General features: G+C 66.7%; 14 protein-coding genes. 8 read left to right on the top strand and 6 right to left on the bottom strand.

Translation table 11 applies throughout. From position 1 onward, the window contains the following. The first annotated feature begins 22 nt into the window (after positions 1 to 22). From glgB to OU995_RS12260, 5 genes are all read left to right on the top strand, one after another. The gene (gene glgB, locus OU995_RS12240) at positions 23 to 2,296 is read left to right on the top strand and encodes a 1,4-alpha-glucan branching enzyme (RefSeq protein WP_267835824.1); all 2,274 of its coding nucleotides are present in this window, start codon (positions 23 to 25) and stop codon (positions 2,294 to 2,296) included. Next, the gene (gene glgX / locus OU995_RS12245; RefSeq protein ID WP_267835825.1) at positions 2,293 to 4,425 is read left to right on the top strand and encodes a glycogen debranching protein GlgX; all 2,133 of its coding nucleotides are present in this window, start codon (positions 2,293 to 2,295) and stop codon (positions 4,423 to 4,425) included. Before glgB ends, glgX begins: the two co-directional genes overlap by 4 nt. A gap of 61 nt (positions 4,426 to 4,486) precedes the next feature. Continuing rightward, complete coding sequence (gene malQ / locus OU995_RS12250; protein ID WP_267835826.1) at positions 4,487 to 6,010, top strand: 4-alpha-glucanotransferase; 1,524 nt, start codon at positions 4,487 to 4,489, stop codon at positions 6,008 to 6,010. 149 nt (positions 6,011 to 6,159) lie between these two features. After that, entirely contained in the window at positions 6,160 to 7,389 is a 1,230-nt protein-coding gene (locus OU995_RS12255; protein WP_267835827.1) for a cation:proton antiporter, read from the top strand. Between the two features lie 51 nt (positions 7,390 to 7,440). Beyond that, positions 7,441 to 8,634, top strand: a complete 1,194-nt coding sequence (locus OU995_RS12260; protein ID WP_267835828.1) for a hypothetical protein — start codon at positions 7,441 to 7,443, stop codon at positions 8,632 to 8,634. A gap of 64 nt (positions 8,635 to 8,698) precedes the next feature. Here OU995_RS12260 and OU995_RS12265 read toward each other — a convergent pair whose 3' ends face one another. Then, positions 8,699 to 9,178 carry a hypothetical protein gene (locus OU995_RS12265; RefSeq protein ID WP_267835829.1) on the bottom strand — a complete coding sequence of 160 codons (480 nt, stop codon included), beginning with the start codon at positions 9,176 to 9,178 and terminating at the stop codon, positions 8,699 to 8,701. Positions 9,179 to 9,427: 249 nt separating this feature from the next. Here OU995_RS12265 and OU995_RS12270 point away from each other — a divergent pair, with 249 nt between their 5' ends. Then, positions 9,428 to 10,651, top strand: a complete 1,224-nt coding sequence (locus tag OU995_RS12270; RefSeq protein WP_267835830.1) for a porin — start codon at positions 9,428 to 9,430, stop codon at positions 10,649 to 10,651. Here OU995_RS12270 and OU995_RS12275 read toward each other — a convergent pair whose 3' ends face one another. The 3 genes from OU995_RS12275 to OU995_RS12285 form a co-directional block, all read right to left on the bottom strand. After that, the gene (locus OU995_RS12275) at positions 10,652 to 10,963 is read right to left on the bottom strand and encodes a hypothetical protein (RefSeq protein WP_267835831.1); all 312 of its coding nucleotides are present in this window, start codon (positions 10,961 to 10,963) and stop codon (positions 10,652 to 10,654) included. 33 nt (positions 10,964 to 10,996) lie between these two features. Further along, entirely contained in the window at positions 10,997 to 12,877 is a 1,881-nt protein-coding gene (locus tag OU995_RS12280) for a glycoside hydrolase family 13 protein (RefSeq protein ID WP_267835832.1), read from the bottom strand. An 89-nt stretch (positions 12,878 to 12,966) separates the two neighbouring features. After that, positions 12,967 to 14,517, bottom strand: a complete 1,551-nt coding sequence (locus OU995_RS12285; RefSeq protein WP_267835833.1) for an alpha-amylase family glycosyl hydrolase — start codon at positions 14,515 to 14,517, stop codon at positions 12,967 to 12,969. 1,121 nt (positions 14,518 to 15,638) lie between these two features. On the opposite strand from OU995_RS12285, the gene pulA reads away from it, so the two are divergent. Then, positions 15,639 to 18,446, top strand: coding sequence for a pullulanase-type alpha-1,6-glucosidase (gene pulA, locus OU995_RS12290; RefSeq protein WP_267836247.1), 2,808 nt, complete (start codon positions 15,639 to 15,641; stop codon positions 18,444 to 18,446). A gap of 204 nt (positions 18,447 to 18,650) precedes the next feature. Then, positions 18,651 to 19,787 carry a tetratricopeptide repeat protein gene (locus tag OU995_RS12295; protein WP_267835835.1) on the top strand — a complete coding sequence of 379 codons (1,137 nt, stop codon included), beginning with the start codon at positions 18,651 to 18,653 and terminating at the stop codon, positions 19,785 to 19,787. Between the two features lie 178 nt (positions 19,788 to 19,965). Here the strand turns inward: OU995_RS12295 and OU995_RS12300 are convergent, their stop codons facing one another. Continuing rightward, positions 19,966 to 20,307 (bottom strand): YkgJ family cysteine cluster protein, encoded by a 342-nt coding sequence (locus OU995_RS12300; protein ID WP_267836248.1) that lies wholly within the window; start codon positions 20,305 to 20,307, stop codon positions 19,966 to 19,968. A 206-nt stretch (positions 20,308 to 20,513) separates the two neighbouring features. Next, positions 20,514 to 20,954, bottom strand: a complete 441-nt coding sequence (locus tag OU995_RS12305; protein ID WP_267835836.1) for a hypothetical protein — start codon at positions 20,952 to 20,954, stop codon at positions 20,514 to 20,516. Positions 20,955 to 21,032: the final 78 nt, after the last annotated feature.

Genomic DNA, 21,032 nt, shown 5'->3' on the forward strand with positions numbered 1-21,032 from the left:
GCAGCATGACCGCTTCAATCGCATGACCCTCCCTGTGTTGCCCCAGGCTCTGTCCCCGGAGCAGGCCGGCCCCTCGGCCGAGGACCTGTTGCCCGAGGAGGATCTGCGCCTGCTGTCCGCCGGGGATCACCTGCGGCCCTGGTTGTGGCTGGGTGCTCATCCGATCGTCCGGCAGGGCGTGGCGGGGGTGCGGTTTGCGGTCTGGGCGCCGTCGGCCCAGCGGGTCAGCGTGGTGGGCAGCTTCAATGCTTGGGATGGGCGCCGCCATCCGATGCGGCTGCGGCCGCAGGCGGGCATCTGGGAAGTGTTCGTGCCGGGAGCGGCGGAAGGCGACTTCTACAAGTACGAACTCACCGATGCCCAAGGCGCGCTGCTGCCGCTCAAGGCCGATCCCTACGCGTTTCGCGGAGAACTGCGCCCCAGCAATGCCAGCATCGTGAGCGGCTTGCCGGACCCGGTGGCGCTGCCGCCTGGACGGGCGGCGGCAAACCGGCGCGAGGCGCCGCTGTCGATCTATGAGCTGCATCCGATGTCGTGGCGGCGCGATGGTGATGGCGAGGGTGTCCCGGACTGGGACCTGCTCGCTCGCGAGCTGCCGCCGTATGCTGCCGGGCTGGGCTTCACGCATGTGGAGCTGCTGCCGATCACCGAGTTTCCATTCGATGCGTCCTGGGGTTATCAGACCCTGGGCCTGCACGCCCCCACGGCCCGCCTGGGGCCGCCGCAAGGGTTGCGACGCTTTGTGCAGGCCAGCCATGCGGCGGGGCTGGGTGTGCTGCTGGACTTCGTGCCGGCCCATTTCCCGGAAGATCCTCACGGCCTGGCCCGCTTTGACGGGTCCGCGCTGTATGAATATGCGGACCCTCGCGAGGGCTGGCATCAGGACTGGCACACCCTGATCTACGACTTCGGCAAACCGCAGGTTCGGCAGTTTCTTTGTGGGGCTGCGCTGTTCTGGGCGGAGCGGCACGGTGTGGACGGGCTTCGGGTGGATGCGGTGGCCTCGATGCTGTACCGCGACTATTCCCGCCAGCCCGGCGAATGGCTGCCGAATGTCCACGGCGGCCGGGAGAATCTGGAGGCCATTGCACTGCTGCGCCACATGAATGAAGTGCTGGGGCGTGAGGTGCCAGGCTTCATCACGATTGCGGAAGAGTCCACCGCGTTCCCGCTGGTGTCGGCCCCGACGTCTTCCGGCGGCCTCGGGTTCCACTACAAATGGAATCTGGGGTGGATGAACGACACGCTGCATTACATGCGTGAGCTGCCCATCCACCGCCAATGGCATCACGACAAGATCACCTTCGGGCTGGTGTATGCCTTTCACGAAAACTTCGTGCTGCCGCTCTCACACGACGAGGTGGTGCATGCCAAGGGGGCGCTGATCCAGAAGATGCCCGCCGATGACCGACCGGTGGAGGACATTCCACCACGGGTGATGGAGGCCTGGCGCGGGCTTACCGGTCATGGATCGAACCCGTTGTGGGGTGTGGAACATGGCGAGCAAAGCGGCGGACAAAGCGGCGGTCCGGGCGGCGGGCAGGGCGGCGCAGGTGACTCGCTGACCGCCCCCGGCGACTGGCAGCGTTTTGCCGGCCTTCGAGCCTATTACGGCTTCATGTGGGGCCACCCCGGCAAGAAGCTTCTGTTCATGGGGCAGGAGTTTGCGCAGCCGCATGAATGGGACTTCGAGTCCACCTTGCCCTGGGCGCTGCTGAATCAGCCAACGCATGCAGGCGTTCATCGGCTGGTGGGGGCGCTCAACCAGCTCTACCGCCGCTGGCCCGCGTTGCATCGGCAGGAGGCCGAGCCTGCCGGCTTTGAATGGCTGCAGGACCAGGATCGAGAGCAGTCCGTGTTCGCGTTCGCCCGGCATGTGCCCGATCAGGCCACCGTGGTGGTGGTCAGCAATTTCACGCCGGTGCCACGGGAGGGCTACCACCTCCGGCTGCCGACGGGTGCGGCGCCGGAGGGCGACTGGTGCCTGCTGCTGGACACCGACAGCCCGGACTTCGCCGGCACCGGCTGGCTCGCGGCCGGTCCGGCGCCGAGGGCCGAGGCCGGTGGGCTGGTGCTGGATCTGCCGCCGATGGCGACGCTGTTTCTTGTGGATCGTTCCGGGCCGCAGGGGCTGCCTGATGTCGCCACCCCAGGCATGGCTCAGCCCACCAAGGCCGCATCGCTGCCTGCAGCCGCCCACCCGTCCGATGCTCACGCAGGGTCCGTCCCTGGCTCTTCTCCTGCGTCTTCTCCTGCCTCTTCTCCTGCCTCTTCTCCCGCCTTGCCGCCCCCATGACCATGATGGCCAAGACCCTTCCCCTGAGACCCGGTCGGCATGAGCCGCTGGGCGCCCACGTGCGTGATGGCGGCGTGAATTTCGCAGTGTTCTCGGCCCATGCCTGGCGTGTCGAGGTCTGCCTTTACGACGATGCCGGCGTGCGGGAACTGGCGCGTTATCCCTTGCACGGTCCGGTGGACGGTCTCTGGTCGGGATTCCTTCCCGGCGCCCGCGCTGGGCTGGTCTACGGCCTGCGGGCGCATGGGCCGCATGCACCTCATGAAGGGCATCGTTTTAATGCCAGCAAGCTGCTGCTGGACCCCTACGCGCGCGAGATCGTGGGTCAGTTCAGCTGGCTGGCCGAGCACCATGGCTATCCCCTGGGGCATCCGGACGGCCCGCTGATCCTGGATGCGCGGGACAACGGCGCCACCGCCCTGAAAGCCCGTGTGGCGCCGGCGCGCCCGGCCGATGGCGCCTCGGGGGTGCGGCCGCGCGCCAATGCCCCACGCCACGCCCCGGGGGATGTGGTGCTCTATGAGGTGCACGTCAAGGGTTTTTCCATGCAGCATCCGGACATCCCGGAAGCGTTGCGTGGCAGCTATGCCGCCCTGGCACATCCGGCCGCCATTGCGCACTTCCAGCAATTGGGCGTGACCACGCTCTCGCTGCTGCCGGTGCAATACACCATCGATGAGCCTCATCTGGCCCACACCGGTCTGCGCAACTATTGGGGCTACAACACGCTGGGCTTTTTCTGCCCGGACCCGCGCCTGGCCTCTGCGGCCGTGCGACACGACCCCACTGCGGTGACGGAGGAGTTCCGCGCGATGGTGCATGCCCTGCATGAAGCCGGGTTGGAGGTGGTGCTGGATGTCGTCTACAACCACACGCCAGAGGGCAATGAATATGGCCCCACACTCTCCCTGCGAGGCCTGGATCAGAAGAGCTACTACCGCCTGCAGCCGGACGATGGCGCCAAGCTGGAAAACCTGACCGCCTGCGGCAATACCCTGCGGGTGCAACATCCGCGGGTGACGCAGCTGGTGCTGGATTCGCTGCGGTATTGGGTGGGTGAGATGGGCGTGGACGGCTTCCGCTTCGACCTCGCACCGGTGTTGGGCCGCACCGACCACGGGCACGACCCGCAAGCCGCCTTCTACACGGCCCTGCGCCAGGACCCGTTGCTGGCCGAGGTGCATCTGATTGCCGAGCCGTGGGATGCCGGTCCTCAGGGCTATCAGCTGGGCAACTTCCCTGGCCGCTTCATGGAATGGAACGACAAGTTCCGCGACGGCGTGCGTGGCTACTGGCTGGGCCATGGCCCCGACGGCGGCCCGATCGGGCGCGGGGCATTGGCGCGCCGCTTCACGGCCTCCAGCGATGTGTTCCAGCAGGGCCAGCGCTCCCCGCTGGTCTCGGTGAATTTCTTGGCGGTGCATGACGGCTACACCCTGGCCGACGTGGTCAGCTATTCACGCAAGCACAACGAAGCCAACGGCGAAAACAACCGCGATGGGCGTGACGGCGAGCTGTGCGGCAACTTCGGCGCGGAGGGCGAGACAGACGACACACGGATTCGCGACACCCGCCGCCGCGTGCAGCGTGCCCTGCTGGCGACACTGCTGCTATCCCAGGGCACGCCCATGCTTTACGCCGGGGATGAGATCGGCAACAGCCAGGGCGGCAACAACAACGCCTACTGCCAGGACAATCCCATTGGCTGGCTGGACTGGCCCCGGGCGGATCGGGATCTGGCGCGGTTTGTCGGCGAAGTGCTGCACTGCCGTCGCCTGCATCCGCTGCTGCGGCATGCGCGCTGGTTCAGCAGTGCCAGTGATGACCCGGTCACCCTGCGCTGGTTCCATCCGTCCGGGCGCGACATGCGTCAGGAGGACTGGCATGACCCCTGCCAGCAGACCCTGGCCGTGCGCCTGAGTGATGGCAGTGAAGATCTGCTGGTGGTCTTCAACCCGACGCCCGAGACGCAGGCGTTCCAGTTGCCGCCGCAGACCATGGGCCGCAGCCGCCAGGCGTGGGGGCTGCTGCTGGACAGCAGTGGTGACACGGCACCGGGCCCCGTGAAGGGCCACACCCTTGGGGCGCCGCCCCGCGCGTTGCTGCTGCTGGGGTCTGCCGCTTCATGAGCCCTCGGCGGTGGGGGGACGCTCCGCCGCCTCTATCCTTCCAGAACACCAAGAGACCTCCATGACCATCGACCTGAACCAGCGCCATTCCGGCGTTCTGCTGCACATCACTTCCTTGCCTGGCCCGCATGGCATGGGCGATTTCGGGCCGGAATCGCGGCATTTTGTCGACTGGCTCCAGTCGGCCGGGCAGACCTTGTGGCAGTGGTTGCCCAGCACACCGATCGGCCCCGGTGAGAGCCCCTATCAAGGCGTCTCCGCTTTCGCCGGCAGCCAGTGGATGGTGGCGCTGGAGCCGCTGGTGGCGCAGGGGTGGCTGGCGGCACCGGTGCTGCCCGAGGGGGGCTTCAATGCCCTGCGTGTGGACTTCGGCCGGGTGCTGCCCTGGCGCGAGCAGCAACTGCGTGCCGCTGCGGCCGGCTTTTTCAGCAAGGCCACGCCGGCCCAGCGGGAAGCCTACGAATCCTGGTGCCACTGCCAGCAGCACTGGTTGCCGGACTATGCCCTGTTCATGGCCATCCGCTCGCCGCGCAACGGGCAGCCCTGGTGGGAATGGCCGCGTGATCTGGCCGCCCGGGAACCTCGTGCCCTGGCCAGTGCTCGTGAGCAATATGCGGACGAGGTGGCCTTCTGGCAGTTTGTGCAGTGGTGTTTCGACGTGCAGTGCGGTGAGTTGAAGCGCTATGCCAATGAACGCGGTGTCCACATCATGGGTGACCTGCCCATCTTCGTGGCCCATGACAGCGCCGACTGCTGGGCTCGCCCGGATCTCTATGAACTGGACGACCAGTTCCAGACCACGGTGGTGGCCGGTGTGCCGCCCGATGCACTGTCCGCGACCGGCCAGCGCTGGGGCAATCCGCTGTACCGGTGGGACAAGATGGCCCATGAGCACTTCGCGTGGTGGGCCGCCCGGGTGCAGCGGGCGCTGGTGAATGCGGATGTCTTCCGGATCGACCACTTCCGCGGCTTTGCCGCCTATTACGAGATTCCAGGCAGCAGCCCGGACGCCACGCAGGGCCGCTGGATGACCGGCCCGGGCAAGGCCTTGTTCGATGCAATCGCCAAGCAACTGGGTGAACTGCCGGTGGTGGCGGAAGACCTGGGTTTCATCACGCCGGATGTGCACGAACTGCGCGACGCGCTGGGCTATCCCGGCATGAAGATTCTGCAGTTCGGGTTCGGCGGTGACGGCTCGCATGAGTTCCTGCCGCAGAACTGGCCGCGCGCCGCCGTGGCCTACACCGGCACGCACGACAACGACACCGTGCGCGGCTGGTGGAACCAGGCCAGCGCGCGCGAGCGTGCTTTTGCGGGCACTTACCTGGCCTGCGGTGACCATGACATCCACTGGGCCATGATCCGGGCCTGTGCCAATTCGGTGGCCAATCTGGCGGTGTATCCGATGCAGGATGTGCTGGGGCTGGGCAGCGACCATCGCATGAACGTGCCGGGCATTCTCGGCGGCAACTGGGGCTGGCGCTTCACCTGGGACATGGTGGGCAGGGAGCCTGGCCGTGTGCTGGGCCTGATCAGCGCCGCCGCCGGACGGGCACCGATCGCGCTGGCGCACCTGCCGGCCTGAGCGTCCAAGGGCCCAAGAGCCCAAGAGCTGCCAGGGTCATCAAGCCCGCCCGCATGGCCGGCGCGACCATGCGGGCATTCCCTTGGATGAAAGATTCCGACAACGTTGTCAGAATCAACTCTGGCGTTCAGCGCCGGAGACAAAACACCATGGGCACCGCAGAGTTGTTCCTGATCGCGCTGGCGGTCACTTTGGCCGTTCCCTATCTCATCTGGCGGCTTGGTGGCACGGATGCATGGGCGCCGCTGGTGGTGGTGCAGATCCTCACCGGGGTGCTGCTGGGCCCGGGCCTGCTGGGCGGGGCCTTCCCCGAGCTGTTTCATGCGCTGTTCAAGCCGGACGTCGTACTGGCGCTCAACGGGGTGTCCTGGTGGGCGGTGATGCTGTTTGTGTGGCTGGCCGGCATGGAGCTGGACTTGCGCAAGGCCTGGCTGCATCGGGTGGAAAGCGGCATCACGGCCGGTCTGGCGCTGAGCCTGCCGATGGCCTTTGGCTGCGTGGCCGCCGCACTGCTGCTGACCATGGGGCAGGCGTGGATGGGTGGAGCCGCCCGGCCGTGGCAATTCGTGGTGGGCGTGGGCATGGCGTGCGCGGTGACGGCGTTGCCCATCCTGATCCTGCTGATGGAAAAGCTGGACATTCTTCGCCAGCCGATGGGGCAGCGCATCCTGCGTTATGCGAGCCTGGACGACGTGGCGATCTGGACGGTGCTGGCCGTGATCCTGATGGACTGGGAACGGGTGGGCCGGCAGATGCTGTTTCTGGTGGCGTTTGCTGCTGCCACCTGGCTGATCAGACGCTTGATGGCGGCGCTGAATCAGGCGGACCGCTGGGTCGCAGGGCTGGTGTGGCTGACCCTGGTGGCGTTGGGGGCGGACTGGTGTGGCCTGCACTACATGGTGGGAGCCTTCCTCGCCGGTGTGGTGATGGAAGCGGACTGGTTCCATGAGCAGCAGCGTGATGCGCTGCGCAACCATGTGCTGATGGTCCTGATGCCGGTGTATTTCCTGAGCACCGGCCTGCGCACCCGCTGGGGCGTGGACGGCGGCATGGTGTTTGCGGCGGCAGGTCTGCTGCTGGCAGCTTCTGTCTCTGGCAAGTTGCTGGGGGTGCATCTGGCAGGGCGGCTGCTGCGCTGGGGGCCTGGGGAAGCCGGCATCATTGGCTGGCTGCTGCAGACCAAGGCGCTGATCATGATCGTGTTCGCCAACGTGCTGCTGGACAAACAGATCATTTCTGGAGAGACCTTCACCGCCTTGCTGCTGATGGCGGTCGGTTCAACGCTGCTGACCATGCCGATGGTCGCGCCGCGACTGGCACGCATCAAGGCGCTGATTCTCCGCGCCCACCAGGGGGGTGGAACCCTTGGCCAGCGCTGACAGCACTAGGGAGCGCGGCGTTGTGCCGCGATCTCACAGTGCGAGCCGCTCATGCATTTACACCTCTGCTCCGCCGTGTTCGTTGTTCCGCGCGGCGCCGATCTGTATGTTGAACCTGCCGGGCATCGCCTGGCGCCTAGCGAGCAGATCTTCGAGCCGGACATCGACCGAAGCCGGGACGACCGACCGTCCCGCAGCGGCACCCCGCAGACCGCGCCCCGCGCCCCACATCTGCAAGACCCTCCACCTCCGTATGCCGACGCCTTCCACGGCCACGCCGGTGGGGACCTGGCCGGAGTGCGCCGGGCGGACCCCTGGCTGCACGGGGAGGCGTGGCCGGCACCCCTCTATGCGGCTGCCGTGGTCGACCGGGAATGGTCGCGCCTGGACACGGACCAGGCGCATCGGCCTGTGGATCCCGTCCCTTTGCTGAAGTATCTCGAAGCCTTTGGGGAACTGCTTCAGGCTTCGGAAGGGCTCCAGGACCTGGCCGGCCGTAGCGAACAACTGCTTCACCCGAAGGTGGTCAGCGCCGTGGCCGCGCTGAGTGAGCCCGCTTGGGCACGCGGCGGCACCGCTTCCACGCAGGGCTCCGAGGGCCTGCGCCTGCGCGACGACCTCCTCATTCACTACTGCGAGGTGGTGGCTGAATTGGTGAAGCGTCACCACCTGGAGGGCGATAGGGTGTTTGATCGCCTGAGCAGTTGTGAAGACGGGTGCCCCTTGCTGCTTCGGTGGGCGGAACTGGCGCGTTCTGACGAGCGTGCTGGGGTGGCCCTCGGCACGCTCATGGAGGGGCTGGTTGCATCCAGTCGGCAGCGCGACCCGCAAAAGTACTATCGAGGCAAGCTGCGGGAGCTGGAATTCACCGAGCCGGGAACGACCGACAAATACCGCAGCTTCTGGTGCCGGCTGATCCGGGACGGAAACCTCACCTATGACCATCTCGGCACGGCCCAGGTGATTTACCGAGCGGCCCTTCAGGATCTCTGGCCCTCGCCGTTCAAGGTGTTCCGCACCCAATCGCCTGCCCGTGCCAGCAAGTACATCAATGCTGCCAGTGCGTCCAAGGGATATTGGAGTCAGCAGCCCGAACGCATTCGGCCGGCCGGGCTGCCCTTGGGGATCGCCGGAAAACAGTTGGCGACGGCGGCCAGCGTCCTGTTGGCCCCAACCCTGGGGACGGGCATGCCGTCGGACACGTTGGCCGCATTGCAATCCCGGGCACCCGTGCGAGGGACGTAGGGGCTGGGCTAGCCGACTAGCGGACTCACGAGCGAATGGATGAATGGATGAATGGGCGAATGGACTAACGCGCCATGGCCCCCGCATGCGCCATGGCCGCCGCATTGCTCACGGCCGTCATCAGCACCGCGGCCGTAGCAGCCCAGGGCAAGCCCACCCGGGCCTCCGCCAGCAGGTGGCTGGGTGCGGGCGGGCTGTCCTGCAGGGGACGGATGCTGAGGTGTTCGTCCGCGCGAGCCAGCGCCAGGTCGTCCTCCGACATGCCGACGAACACCTGCGCAAAGGCCTGGCTGATGGCGTCCAGCGCCGCTTCGGTGGCGCGCCGCCAGCGCTTGACCGCTGCGCAGTCGGCCCGCGAGGCCGAAGCCGGGATGACCCAGCGTGCATCACCGCCGGTGATGGCCAGGCAGGTGGTGAACGCGTCGACCACGCCCTGAGGGCCGCCCAGACGGGCGTCCAGCACCTGGGTGGCGATGGTGCGGGCGAGATCCCGCTCGTGATAGGGAACGGGCACCCGGTCCAAGATGACTTCATATCTCCGCATGACTTTCCTTCCTGCTTGCGTACGAGTCGGAAGAATACTGGATGGGCATCCAGTATTTCAATCACCATTCGTCGGGTGCTGCCATCGTCTGTCAGCAGCAAGAAGCCAGAAGGGTCACCCGGATGGCAGAGCAGCCCACCGGCCCATTGGAGGCGTGGACAGGCCGCTAGCCTGGGCCTGGGCCACCGGCGCGACGCCGGGGAACATCGGGCCATGATGTCCTCCCGGTCCACCCGCTCTGCATCCCGAATGGCCCGTGCTACGGTCGCTCGTATCCCATGCCGCCTGGCACCCTGCGTGGCGCCCAGCCAGTCGACCGCCGTGCTGTCCCTGCCAGACAGCTCCCCCGGCCGCCCCCTGTGGTGCAGCCCCCTCTGGTGCTGCCCCTCCACGGCGGCCTGGCTTGCAGCCCTGGCTGCAGCGGCGGTCAGTGCGGGCACACCCTCCGTCTACGCCGCCGACACGACCACCCTGTATGGGCGCCTGAACGTGGGTGTGGAATCGGTCAGCGGTGGCGGGCAGGGGAGCCAGGCCCGGCTGAGCAACTACCGATCGGTGATTGGGTTCAAAGGCGACGAGACCCTCGGCGATGACCTGCAACTGGTGTGGCAGATCGAAGGCTCCGTGCTGGTGGATACCGGCGGTGGCACCAGCCTGGCCAACCGGGACACCCGGATCGGTCTGGCGGGTCCGTGGGGCACCGCCTTCGCTGGCGTGTGGACGCTGCCCTACAACGCCGCCAGCGCCAGCTTTGACCCGTTCTATCCCACCACGGCCGGCTATATGGCGCTGATCGGGAATGGCTCTGCGTCCATCGTCAACAACATCAGCGACACCCGTTCTTTCGACCGCCGCCAGCAGAACGTGGTGCAGTACTGGACCCCTGTGTGGCAGGGGTGGTCCGGCAAGCTGGCCTATTCCCCGGGCGAGGACACATCCCCGGTGACCGGTGCCCGGCCGTCGCTGGGGTCGGGGTCGGTCACCTATGCGGATGGGGGCTTTACCGTCGTGCTGGCCCATGAATTTCACCGCCACTACCAGACGGCCACCAGTACCGACCGGGGCTGGAAGCTGGGCGCCAGCGGGGCCTGGGGCCGCACGCGCATCGCCGCCCTGTGGGAGCGGCTGGACTATGGCACCGTCACCGGCCGTCTGCGCAGAGATGCTGCCTACGTGTCGGTGGTACACAAGGTCGATGCCTTCAGCCTGATGGGCGGGTTGACCGTTGCCGGCCGTGGCAAGGGGCCATCACTGGCGCGCATCGGCCACCTCAGCAGTGGCGACGACACTGGTGCGGCCCAGCTCACCGTGGGTGCGGACTATGCGATGTCCCGCCGCACTTCGGTGTTTGCGCTGGCCAGCCGCATTCGGAATGACCACGCCGCCGACTACGACTTCGCCATCAACAGCCCCGGCGCAACGCCCGGATCGCATCCCACGCTGCTGTCGGTGGGCATGCGCCACAGCTTCTGATCAGCCGTGGGGCGGGCCTGGATCGAAGTTTTCGTCCAGGCTGAAGTCGCCGTCCTGCAGGGCGGCCAGCGTGGAGCGCGCCTTGTCCAGGTAGCGCTCCGGCACGCGGATGCAGGCACCGCCCACCGCGAGGGACAAGAGCGAATGGGCCTGGACCATATGCGTGTCACCGGTCTCGGCCGGGATGCCGGCGGCCGTGAGGCAGCCGCAGAGCATGTGGGCTTCGGTGGGGGTCAGGTGTCGCGCAGCAATGACGAGATCACCGTCGTTGTCGTCCCGGTGTAGCGGCATGGCGTCCTCCGAAGTCAGCATCCAATGCTGCGAGTGTAGAGGCGCGCGCCGGGCTCAGGACACCTCCAGAAGGAGGGCGGTTGTTCCGGGGACCTCCAGCTCCTTGTGCAGTGTGAAGCGCCGCCCGGTCAGCACCTCCTGCGCAGCATCCCCGGGCCGGACCATGTCATGGAAGCGGCTCAAGGCCAGCCGCTGCGGTTCGGCGCGTTTGTTCATGACCAGCATCAGCCGCCGCTGCAGCCCGGTGGTGTCCCCCGGCGCGTGGCGGAACAGCACATGGCAGCCGTCCAGCGGAGCGTATTGCATCAGCCCGCCCTCATGCACCAGCCGCTCCTGCTTGCGCCACTGCAGCAGCTGTCTCAGGAAGGACTGCGCTTCGCGCTGAGGGCCGGACAGCCCCTGGCCCGTCACCGCGTTCACCGTGTCACCGGGCCAGCCGCCGGGAAAGTCCGCACGCACCGCCCCATCATCCCGGTGACGGGGGCTGGTCAGCAGCACCTCGGTGCCATAGAGAAACTGTGGAATCCGGCGGATGAAGGCCAGCCAGGTCCAGGCCATGCGGGTCAGCGCCAGGTCTTCATGCAGCAGGCTGAACAGTCGCGGCGTGTCATGGTTGCCTTCAAACAGCACCAGTTGGTCGGGCCGAGGGTAGACGAAGTCATGCGCCAGGGTTTCATACAGGCGCATCAGGCCGCCATCGTGCGTGTCCGTCTCGGTAAGCCCCGCCAGCAGCGCACCATACAGCGGGAAGTCCATCAGGCTGGGCAGGGACGATACATATCCATCCGGGTTGCGTCTGCCCGCCTGCCAGTAGGCCACCACCGCCGGATGCGGGCTCCACTCCTCACCCACGATGTTGAGCTGTGGATATTCCTCCCGCAGGCGCGCCGACCACGCGGTCAGGAAGTCGCGGTCGGAATAACTGTAGGTGTCGGTCCGGATGCCGGCCAGGCCGGTGTCCTCGATCCACCACAAGGTCATTTGCGTCAGATAGGTGGCGAGCAGCGGCTGGCGCTGGTTGAGGTCGGGCATGGTCCGCGTGAACCAGCCGTCGGAAAAACGCTGGCGGTCGCTGGGCGCGGCATAGGGGTCCTGCAGGGACATACGCGCGTGATGGGTTTCCGTGTACTCGCTCCATTGGTGGATCCAGTCCTGCGTGGGCAGGTCCTTCATCCACCAGTGATCGATGCCGATGTGGTTGAGCACGATGTCCTGGATCCATCCCAGGCCCAGGGCGGCTGCGTCCTTCACCAGTTGGCGGAAGTCCTCATGGGTGCCGAAGCGTGGGTCGATGCGGTAGAAGTCGGTGGCTGCATAACCGTGATAGCTGTAGCGCGGGCTGTTGTTCTCCACGAGCGGGGTGGGCCACACCATGGTGAAGCCCATGCCGGCGATGTAGGGCAGGTGCTGCCGCAGGCCGGCGAGGTCACCCCCATGGCGGCCGTCGGGATCGTGTCGACGCACGCCTTCGGTCATGCCGGGGACGGCGTCATGGGTGGGGTCGCCCTTGGAGAAGCGATCCGGCACCACCAGGTAGATCGCATCGGCGGGGCCGAAGCCTTTGCGATCTCGCGAACCGGGTTGGCGGGCTCGCAGCGCATACCGGTGGGTGAGCACCACACGCTCGCCCTGCCGGAGCTCCAGCGTCAGCTCGGTGGCGGGGGCGTCGGTGTCGATCTCCAGATCGAGAAACAGATAGTGGGGGCTGTCGCCGACCTGGGATTGCACCAGCCTCACGCCCGGTGCCGGGGCCAGCGTGGCTTGCAGGGCCGCCATCCCGCGCCCGTGCAGCAGCAGTTGGAGCGTCGGGCGCGCCATGCCCACCCACCAGTGGGGCGGCTCCACGCGCTCCAGTGTGAACGGGCCCCAGGCCTCGGTCGGGCTGTCGGGATGCGGGCCATTGGCGTGGGGAGTGGCGGGCGGGGAGTTCGTCATGGCGGAAGAGGCCCGAGCGGCCTAGAGATCGGGCGTCCAGGCCGTGGTGAGCGCGGTGAGCAGAAAAGGGCGACGTTGCATGGCTGCGTTCAGCGCAGTCGATAGACCTGGACGGACTGCGGCGGCAGTGTCAGCACGAGGCCGGTCGGGTTTGGCGCCCCCTGGTCCCGCGTCATGCGGGTGGCGGAGAGGGCGGTCTGTCCGTTGGCGGGATAGAGCTGCCGCAGCGACATCGAGGCCTCCAGCGTCATGGGCAGCGAGGCTTCGGTGGGCCCGTAGTTGATGGCGACCAGCGTGCGTTGGCCCTGCCATTCGCGCTGGAAGGCCACCACATGCCCCTGCGCCATCGGCGCTTCATAACTGCCGCGCGCCAGTGAGGGCTGCTCATTGCGCAACGCCAGCATCGCCTGATAGAACTGCAGCAGCGAGGCGGGATCGGCCTGCTGCGCCTCGGCATTGTGGGAGGCGACGTTGGGCGACAGTGGCCGGAAGGGCTGCCCGGTGGTGAAACCGCCCTCGGCGGTCCAGCTCATCGGCGCGCGCAGCGGCTGATCGCCCGGCAACTGCATCACACCGGCCTGGCCGATTTCTTCACCGTAGTAGATGAACGGGGTGCCGGGAAGCAGCAGATAGGTCGCCGCTGCCAGCCGATAACGGCGCTCATCCCCGGCGAACTGATCCCAGGCACGTGGCCCGGCGAAGAGGTCATGGTTGCTGAGCATCGTGGCCATCGACAGCGGCGCCTGGGTGAACCAATGGGCGACCTTGACTGCTGCGTCCACGGAGGCTTGGCCGTCGGCCTTCGCCGCTTCCACAATGGCCCGCTCCAATCCGAAGGCAAACGCACTGCCGCAGATATCGGGCTGTGCGTAGACCTGGGGTTCAGCAGTGGCCTCGCACACCACATGGCGGTGGGGGTAGACCTTGATCAGCCGGGTGAAAGCGCCGGTCAGGGCGCGGCTTTGCGGCTGGTCATTCCAGTCTCTTGCGTTGTTCTCGATCAGGTGCGGCACGGCATCCAGGCGGTAGCCGTCCAGCCCGCGGTGGAGCCAGAAGCGCAGGCTGTCCTCGTGGTAGCGGACCACCGCCGGATTGCGCATGTTGAAGTCGGGCATGTCCTTGCCGAAGGTGGCGAAGTAGCGGGGGGAAGCCGACGCGCGACCCGCGCTGCCGACCTTGTTGTTGGAAGCCCCCTTGGAAGCCGATGGCCGGCTGGTCATGGGCGGCAGGTGCCATGGCGTCTGGTCGAAGATGGACCAGGCCTGCAGGTCCGACAGCGGCGCGCTGGACCACACGAACCAGTCCCGCCATGGGCTGCGCGGATCGGACTGCGCAGCCAGAAACAAGGGATGCTGGCTGGCGCTGTGGTTGAGGATGTAGTCCATCACCACACCGATGCCACGGCGGTGGGCCTCGCGAATCAGGAGGTCAAAGTCTTCCAGCGTGCCGTAGTCGGGTTCGATGCGGCGGTAGTCCAGCGTGGCGTAGCCATGGTCGTGATCTGCGCTGGCCTGGATCGGCATCAGCCAGAGGCCCTTGATGCCCAGGGCCTGGAGATAGTCGAGTCGGCTGATGAGCCCGCGCAGGTCGCCGATGCCGTCGCCATTGCTGTCCTGATAAGCGCGGACAAAGATTTCCATGAAGGCGCCGTGCTCCCAGCCCTCGGGCAGGGCGCTGGGGGAGGGCGCCTGGGGGACCGGGCTCAGGTCGACGGGGGGCGCCGGGGAGTCGGGGGGTGTACGGGAGGCAGGAGCAGAGCCAGAGGCAGAACCAGAGCCTGAGCCAGAGCCTGAGCCTGAGCCTGAGCCTGAGCCTGAGGCGGAGGCGGAGGCGGAGGATGTCTTGGATGCAGGAGATGCCTTAGACGCCGTAGATGCCGCAGATGCCGCAGATGCATCACGGGGCGCGTGGTCACGAGCGGCGTCTTCATCGCTGGAGCGTGACTGGGCGCTCCGAGCGAGGGTGTCCTTCGGGGGCACGTTCGTGGATGTCGTCGGCCGAGAACGTCCCGGGTCTGCCGAGGCGGCAACAGCGCTGGCGGTGGCGGCGCTGACCACCAGAACAGCCGCACAGAGGCGGGTGATGCTGGTGACACCGGTGATGCCGGTGATGCCGGTGCGCAGTGTGGCCGCGCGGAGTGCGATGACGCGAGCCAGTGCCTTGCGGTGGTGGAGCCGAGGCGGCTGGGGAGATGCCTGGGGTGAACCGCAGGTGGTCTGGCGGATGATCAAAGCGCTGTCTCCATGGTCGTTTTGTAGCAAAAGTACGGCATTTTCGGTCCCGTGAAACTCGAAGCTCATCAACGCACGAACACGTTTGAAGCTTATTTTTCCCAGCAGCATAGGGTGATTGGTCGTTCCTGAAAACCCGGTGTATGTCTTGGATGTAGTTTTGCTACCATTTCTTTGGCGCTGCGCCAGTGGGCGGTGTCGGCCTCGAGCCTCCTTCAGCCCTGCAGCCCGCTCGGCGCCTCAGCCCCTACAGAACGAGATCAGGAGACTTCATGTTCGCGAGCACCCCGCCGCCGTCCCGCTATCGCCTCGTGGCGTTGCTTGTGCTCAGCCTGTGTCTCTCCACACTTGTTGCCCCCTCGTTGGGAGCCAAGACGCCAGCGTCCGGTACGGCAGCGGCCACCGCAGCTACCGTTGCAATGACGCGCGGCCCAACGCAAGAAGACCTGGCGTCTTGCGACGGACCGTTTGCGACGATCCTCAGGCCCATCTCACCCACGCTACGTCTCGGTGGTAACGCGATTGCCAACATGGCGGCCACCGCGAGCACTCCTACTCCTACTCCTACTCCTACTCCTACTCCTACTCCTACTCCTGCCACTGCCACTGCCACTGCCACTGCCACTGTCACTGCCACTGCCACTGCCACTGTCACTGCCACTGCCACTGCCACTGCCACTGCCACTGCCACTGCCACTGCCACTGCCACTGCCACTGTCACTGCCCTCGCCGAGGCGGTGTGGCTGGATGACGTCCGTCTGCGCTGGCCTGGAGTCCAAGCCACGGCAGAGCAACGACTGCGTCTGCACCATTCGCTCGACGGGAGCCTTGCGCTGACGCGCGCTGGCCGACTGTCCGGCGCAGACACCGTCGTCCCCTTGGAACCGGCCACTGCGCCATTACCGCCCGATGTCGCACGCGCCACCGCCTACCTGGGCGCGGGGGCGGATCTGCAGTTGCCTTCGGCGTGGCCAAGCGATCGTCGCCAAGCCCTGCAGCAAGGGCAATTGCTGCTGACGCTGGAGGACACCCGCGGGCGTGTGCTTCAAGCCACCGCCCTGCAGCCCGCTCGCGCACTGGATGCGCTGTTTGCCGCCGCCGAGTCCGAACCGGACCTGGGCGTGTTGCTCCAGCCGGCCGACCGTGGTGCCTCTTTCAAGCTCTGGGCCCCCACCGCGCGCAGAGTGTCCGTGTGCCTCTACGCCGGCCCTGAAGCTGCCGCCACTCAACGCCAGCCCCTGCAGCCGGATCCGGCCACCGGCGTCTGGCGGGCCACCCTGCCGCAGGTCCATGCCGGTGACTATTACCGCTATCTCGTGGAAGTCTTTGTGCCCGGCACCGGCTGGGTGCGCAACCTGGTCACCGATCCGTACTCGGTCAGCCTCTCCGCCGATTCGCGGCGCAGCTATGTGGCAGACCTGTCCGACCCCGCCCTGGAGCCGCCCGGCTGGCGCACCCATTCAGCGCCGCCATCACCCCAGGCATCGACCGACATGGTCATCTACGAACTGCACGTGCGTGACTTCTCGCGGGACGACCCCTCAGTACCTGCTGCGGCCCGTGGCCGTTACATCGCCTTCACGCACGACGATTCCCACGGCATGCGGCATCTGCGCTCGCTGGCGGCAGCCGGGCTGACCGATATTCACCTGCTGCCCATCTTCGATCTCGCCACTGTCCCCGAGCGTGGCTGCGTAATGCCGGAGATTCCCCCTGCCGCACCGGACAGCGATCAACAGCAGGCCGCCGTCGCGGCGGTGGCCGGGAAGGACTGCTTCAACTGGGGCTACGACCCCTACCACTACAACGCGCCGGAGGGCAGCTTTGCCACTGATGCCAATGACGGCGCCGTGCGGATCCGCGAGCTTCGCGCCATGGTGATGGCGCTGCACCGTGCCGGTCTGCGCGTGGGCATGGACGTGGTCTACAACCACACTTCGGCCGCCGGTCAGCAGCCGCAGTCGGTGCTGGACCGCATCGTGCCGCTCTATTACCACCGCCTTGATGCCAAGGGCCGGGTGGAGCGCTCCACCTGCTGCGACAACACCGCGACCGAACACCGCATGATGGGTCGGCTGCTGATCGATTCGGTGGTGTTGTGGGCGCAGGCTTACGGGATGGGGTCGTTCCGATTCGACCTGATGGGACACCAGCCGCGTGAGGTGATGGAACGCCTGCAGACGCGGCTGCGCCAGACCCTGGGCCATGACGTGCCGCTGATCGGCGAAGGCTGGAATTTCGGAGAAGTGGCGCATGGCGCACGCTTTGTGCAGGCATCGCAGCTGTCGCTCAACGGGACGGGCATCGGCACCTTCAGCGATCGAGGTCGGGATGCCGTGCGCGGCGGCGCCGCTGGTGACAACGCCGCCACCGCCATCGCCCGGCCGGGCTTCGTGGTGCCCGCCATGGCAGGTGATGCCGCTCGGCGCGCGGAATGGTTGCGGCAGGCGGACCTGCTGCGGCTGGCCATGGCGGGGACGTTGCGCAGCTATGCCTTCCTGACCCTGGATGGACAGGTCCACACTGGCGATCAGATGGCGTATGGGGACCAGCCCGCCGGGTATGCCTCGGCGCCAGCAGAAACCGTCAACTACGTCGAGAACCACGACAACCAGACGCTCTTTGATGCGCTGGTCTTGAAGCTGCCGCGCGACACGCGTCCGGAAGACCGTGCGCGCACCCAGATCCTGGCCCTCGGCATCAACGCACTGAGCCAGGGCGTGGCCTACTTCCATGCCGGCGGCGAACTGTTGCGGTCCAAGTCCATGGACCGCAATAGCTACGACTCTGGCGACTGGTTCAATGGCTTGGACTGGCGGGGGCAGGACAACGGCTTCAGCCGCGGATTGCCGCCGCAGCCGGACAACGGTGGCGACTACCCGCTGTTGCGCCCGCTGCTGGCGGATCCCGCGCTAAAACCTTCGCCAGAGGTGATCGACTGGACCCGTCGCACCTTCCTGGACCTGCTGCGCATCCGCGCCAGTACGCCGCTGCTGCGGCTACGCACGGCGCAGGAGGTGCAACAGCGCCTGCGCTTCTACAACACCGGTCCGCAACAGCAGCCGGGCCTGATCGTCGGCCGCCTGGATGGGACAGGCCGAAGCGATGCGGGTTTTGATCGGTTGCTCTTCATCATCAACGCTGGAACACAACCCGCCACGGTGACGCTGGCCTCCGAAGCGGCGCTGGACTGGCGCCTGCATCCGGTGCAAGCCGCCGCCACAGCAGCGGACCGTTGGGTGGCGGAGCAGGCGCAGGTGGACCCGGCGGGCGGGAGGTTTTCGGTACCGGGGCGCAGTGTGGCGGTGTTTGTGGTGGAACGGCCGGACGTGCGCTGAGCGTGGTCCCTGCAGCATCCGTGCCCGGATCACCGCCGCCATGTGGCGCCTGCCACCGCCTGTCGTCTGGTGCGTGCATTGAGGCTTTGGCAGGGCTAGCATTGGCCTCACCAGCCCACCGCAGAGGCTGTGCCGGAGACGTTGATGGAAGCGTTGAACCGACGGCGCAGGGCCCACTGGCGAGCGGGGGCCGTCTTGTGCGCCATGGTTGCGACGTGTGTGCTGCCCGGCTGCGCCGTCAACCCGGTGCAGCAGCTTTCGCCGCCGGCCGCGCTGGTGCACGACGATCTGTTCCCGCCCAACCAGGAAGACCTCACGCCCGACCGCATCCTCGCGCCCAGCCCGGGCATGCGGGCCTTCATCCAGGCGCGCCTGACCCACGGCCTGCGCGGGCGTGAACCCCGTGATGTGCTGGTGGACGCTCTGGCCGCGCCCGGTGAGTTGAAACTGGAATACGACGCCGAGATGACACGTACGGCGTCGGAGGCGTTTGACGCCCGCATGGGCAATTGCCTGTCGCTCACGCTGATGACGGCTTCTTTTGCCCGCGAACTGGGGGTGCCGGTGATCTTCCGGCAGATCTACCAAGAGGAACAGTACAGCCGGGTGGGTGATCTGCAGGTGGTTTCCGGTCATGTGAACATCGGCCTCGGGCGACGCCCGACGGATTTCAAGGTGCTGGGCGATCAGGACGCGCTGCTGGTGGTGGACTTCCTGCCAGGGGCGCAGATCCGCCGCCAGCGTGCCATGGAACTGGATGAATCCACCGTGCTGGCGATGTACATGAACAACCGTGCCGCCGAATGGATGGCGTTGGGCATCCTGGACCGCGCCTACTGGTGGGCGCGTGCGGCGTGGTTGCAGTCACCACGGCTGACGGCGTCGCTGAACACGCTGGGCGTCATTTATCGGCGGCACGGTGACCTGCAGCCGGCCGAGCAGGCCTTCCGCGAAGTACTGCGCCGCGAGCCCGGCAATACGCAGGCGATGGGCAACCTGGCGCAATTGCTGCGCAATACCGACCGGGTGGCAGAAGCCTCGGTGTGGGAAGAAAAGCTGGCGCGGCTGGAGCCCTATCCGCCGTTCAAGTTGTTTGACCTGGGCTTGGCAGCGATGCGGTCGGGCAACTATGCCGAAGCGCGTCGCTTCTTCCTGAAGGAAATTGACCGTTCCTCGTATTACCACGAGTTCTATTTCTGGCTGGCACTGGCCAATGTGGGGCTGGGCCGCTGGAATGAGGTGCGCCAGTCGCTGGCGCGTGCGGAAGAACTGAGCACCACGGTGCGGCAGCGGCAGCTCTACACGGCCAAGTTGGAGAGTTTGAAGTCCCGCATGCATTGAGCGGGAAGGACGACGGGGGACGACGCTGAGGGCAGGGCCTGCGGCTGGTGAACCGTCGTTGAGTGGCTGGTGAGTGGCCGGTGAGTTGTTGGTGATTGGAGGATGGGCGATCGTTGATGCGAGTTGGGCTGAGACAAGATGCCGGTCGGCCGGCCTGCGTGCGAAACCCGGCGTGGCTTTAATTCAGCGGCGCCAGACCATGGCGTGCGCGCGCCCGGTTGCAGGCCTCATCGCCCAGGCCCAGCGGCGCCCGCATGCCGAATTCCCGGCAGGGGGAGGGGCGCCACTCATAGATGCCGCAACCGGCCCGTTCACCCACTTTGCCTTGCAGTGCTGCGCAGCGGGGCGCTGCGTGGTCGGTGCCGCGCATGCGGCAGAGGTCGTTGGTGAGGTCCACCGTCAGGCCGTCCGGCACCGAGCCGCCCTCGCTGAGCAGTTCCTGCCGGGAGAAATCGACCCGGAAGCTCGCGCAACAGGCGCCACAGTGGGTGCAGGGGTTGTTGGTGGTGGTGAAGGACATGCCGGCAGTGTAGGGGCGAGCTGGGGCGGTGTGCCCGACTGTGATTGGCATGGTGGGTTCTGCGGTCGATCGACAGCTTGTCCTGGCCGTGGGGGGGCAGGGCGGCGCCGCCAGCGTTGATCCAGCGACGCCGAGGCCAATGGAGGATCCGTGACGTGGCGATGGAGATACGGCGCGACGCCTGACCCATGCGCTCGCGACGCGCTTCAGCGCCGGGTGAACACCACCGTGCCCAGGTTGACCACGAGCACAAGACCGCTGCTGTTCACATAGCTTCGCGTGCCAGCGGCGAGGATCGTGTTGTCCACCCGATAGACGCCGTTCCAGGTTTCCCGAAAGATGTAGGGCCAGCCGGCGGGGCGCTGCTTGCCTTCGAAACTGATCGAGAAGGGCGCCACGCCGCTTTGTCCAGCGCTGTTGTTGACCCAACCAAAATGCCCCACGGTGCCCGTCTCGACGTAGGTGCCGATGGGTGAGACGTAGGACGTGTAGGTCCCAACGATGGAGCCGTCCGATGAATTTGCGGTCGTGATGTTGACTGAGTAGTACCCGTCAGACGACGTGTACGTGCCCTCGATCACCAACGCAGACGCCGCGTGGCCGAGGGATAGGAAGAATAAGAAAATCAGTCCTTTGAGGAAGTTCATGTCTGCTCCTGATTGAAGGTGCTGAAAGGGCCAGGAGGTGTCCTGGCGCCCTGCTTCTTTCGTGACATCGCGTTAAGT

The sequence above is a fragment of the Roseateles sp. SL47 genome, from assembly GCF_026625885.1.
GTDB lineage: Bacteria > Pseudomonadota > Gammaproteobacteria > Burkholderiales > Burkholderiaceae_C > Roseateles.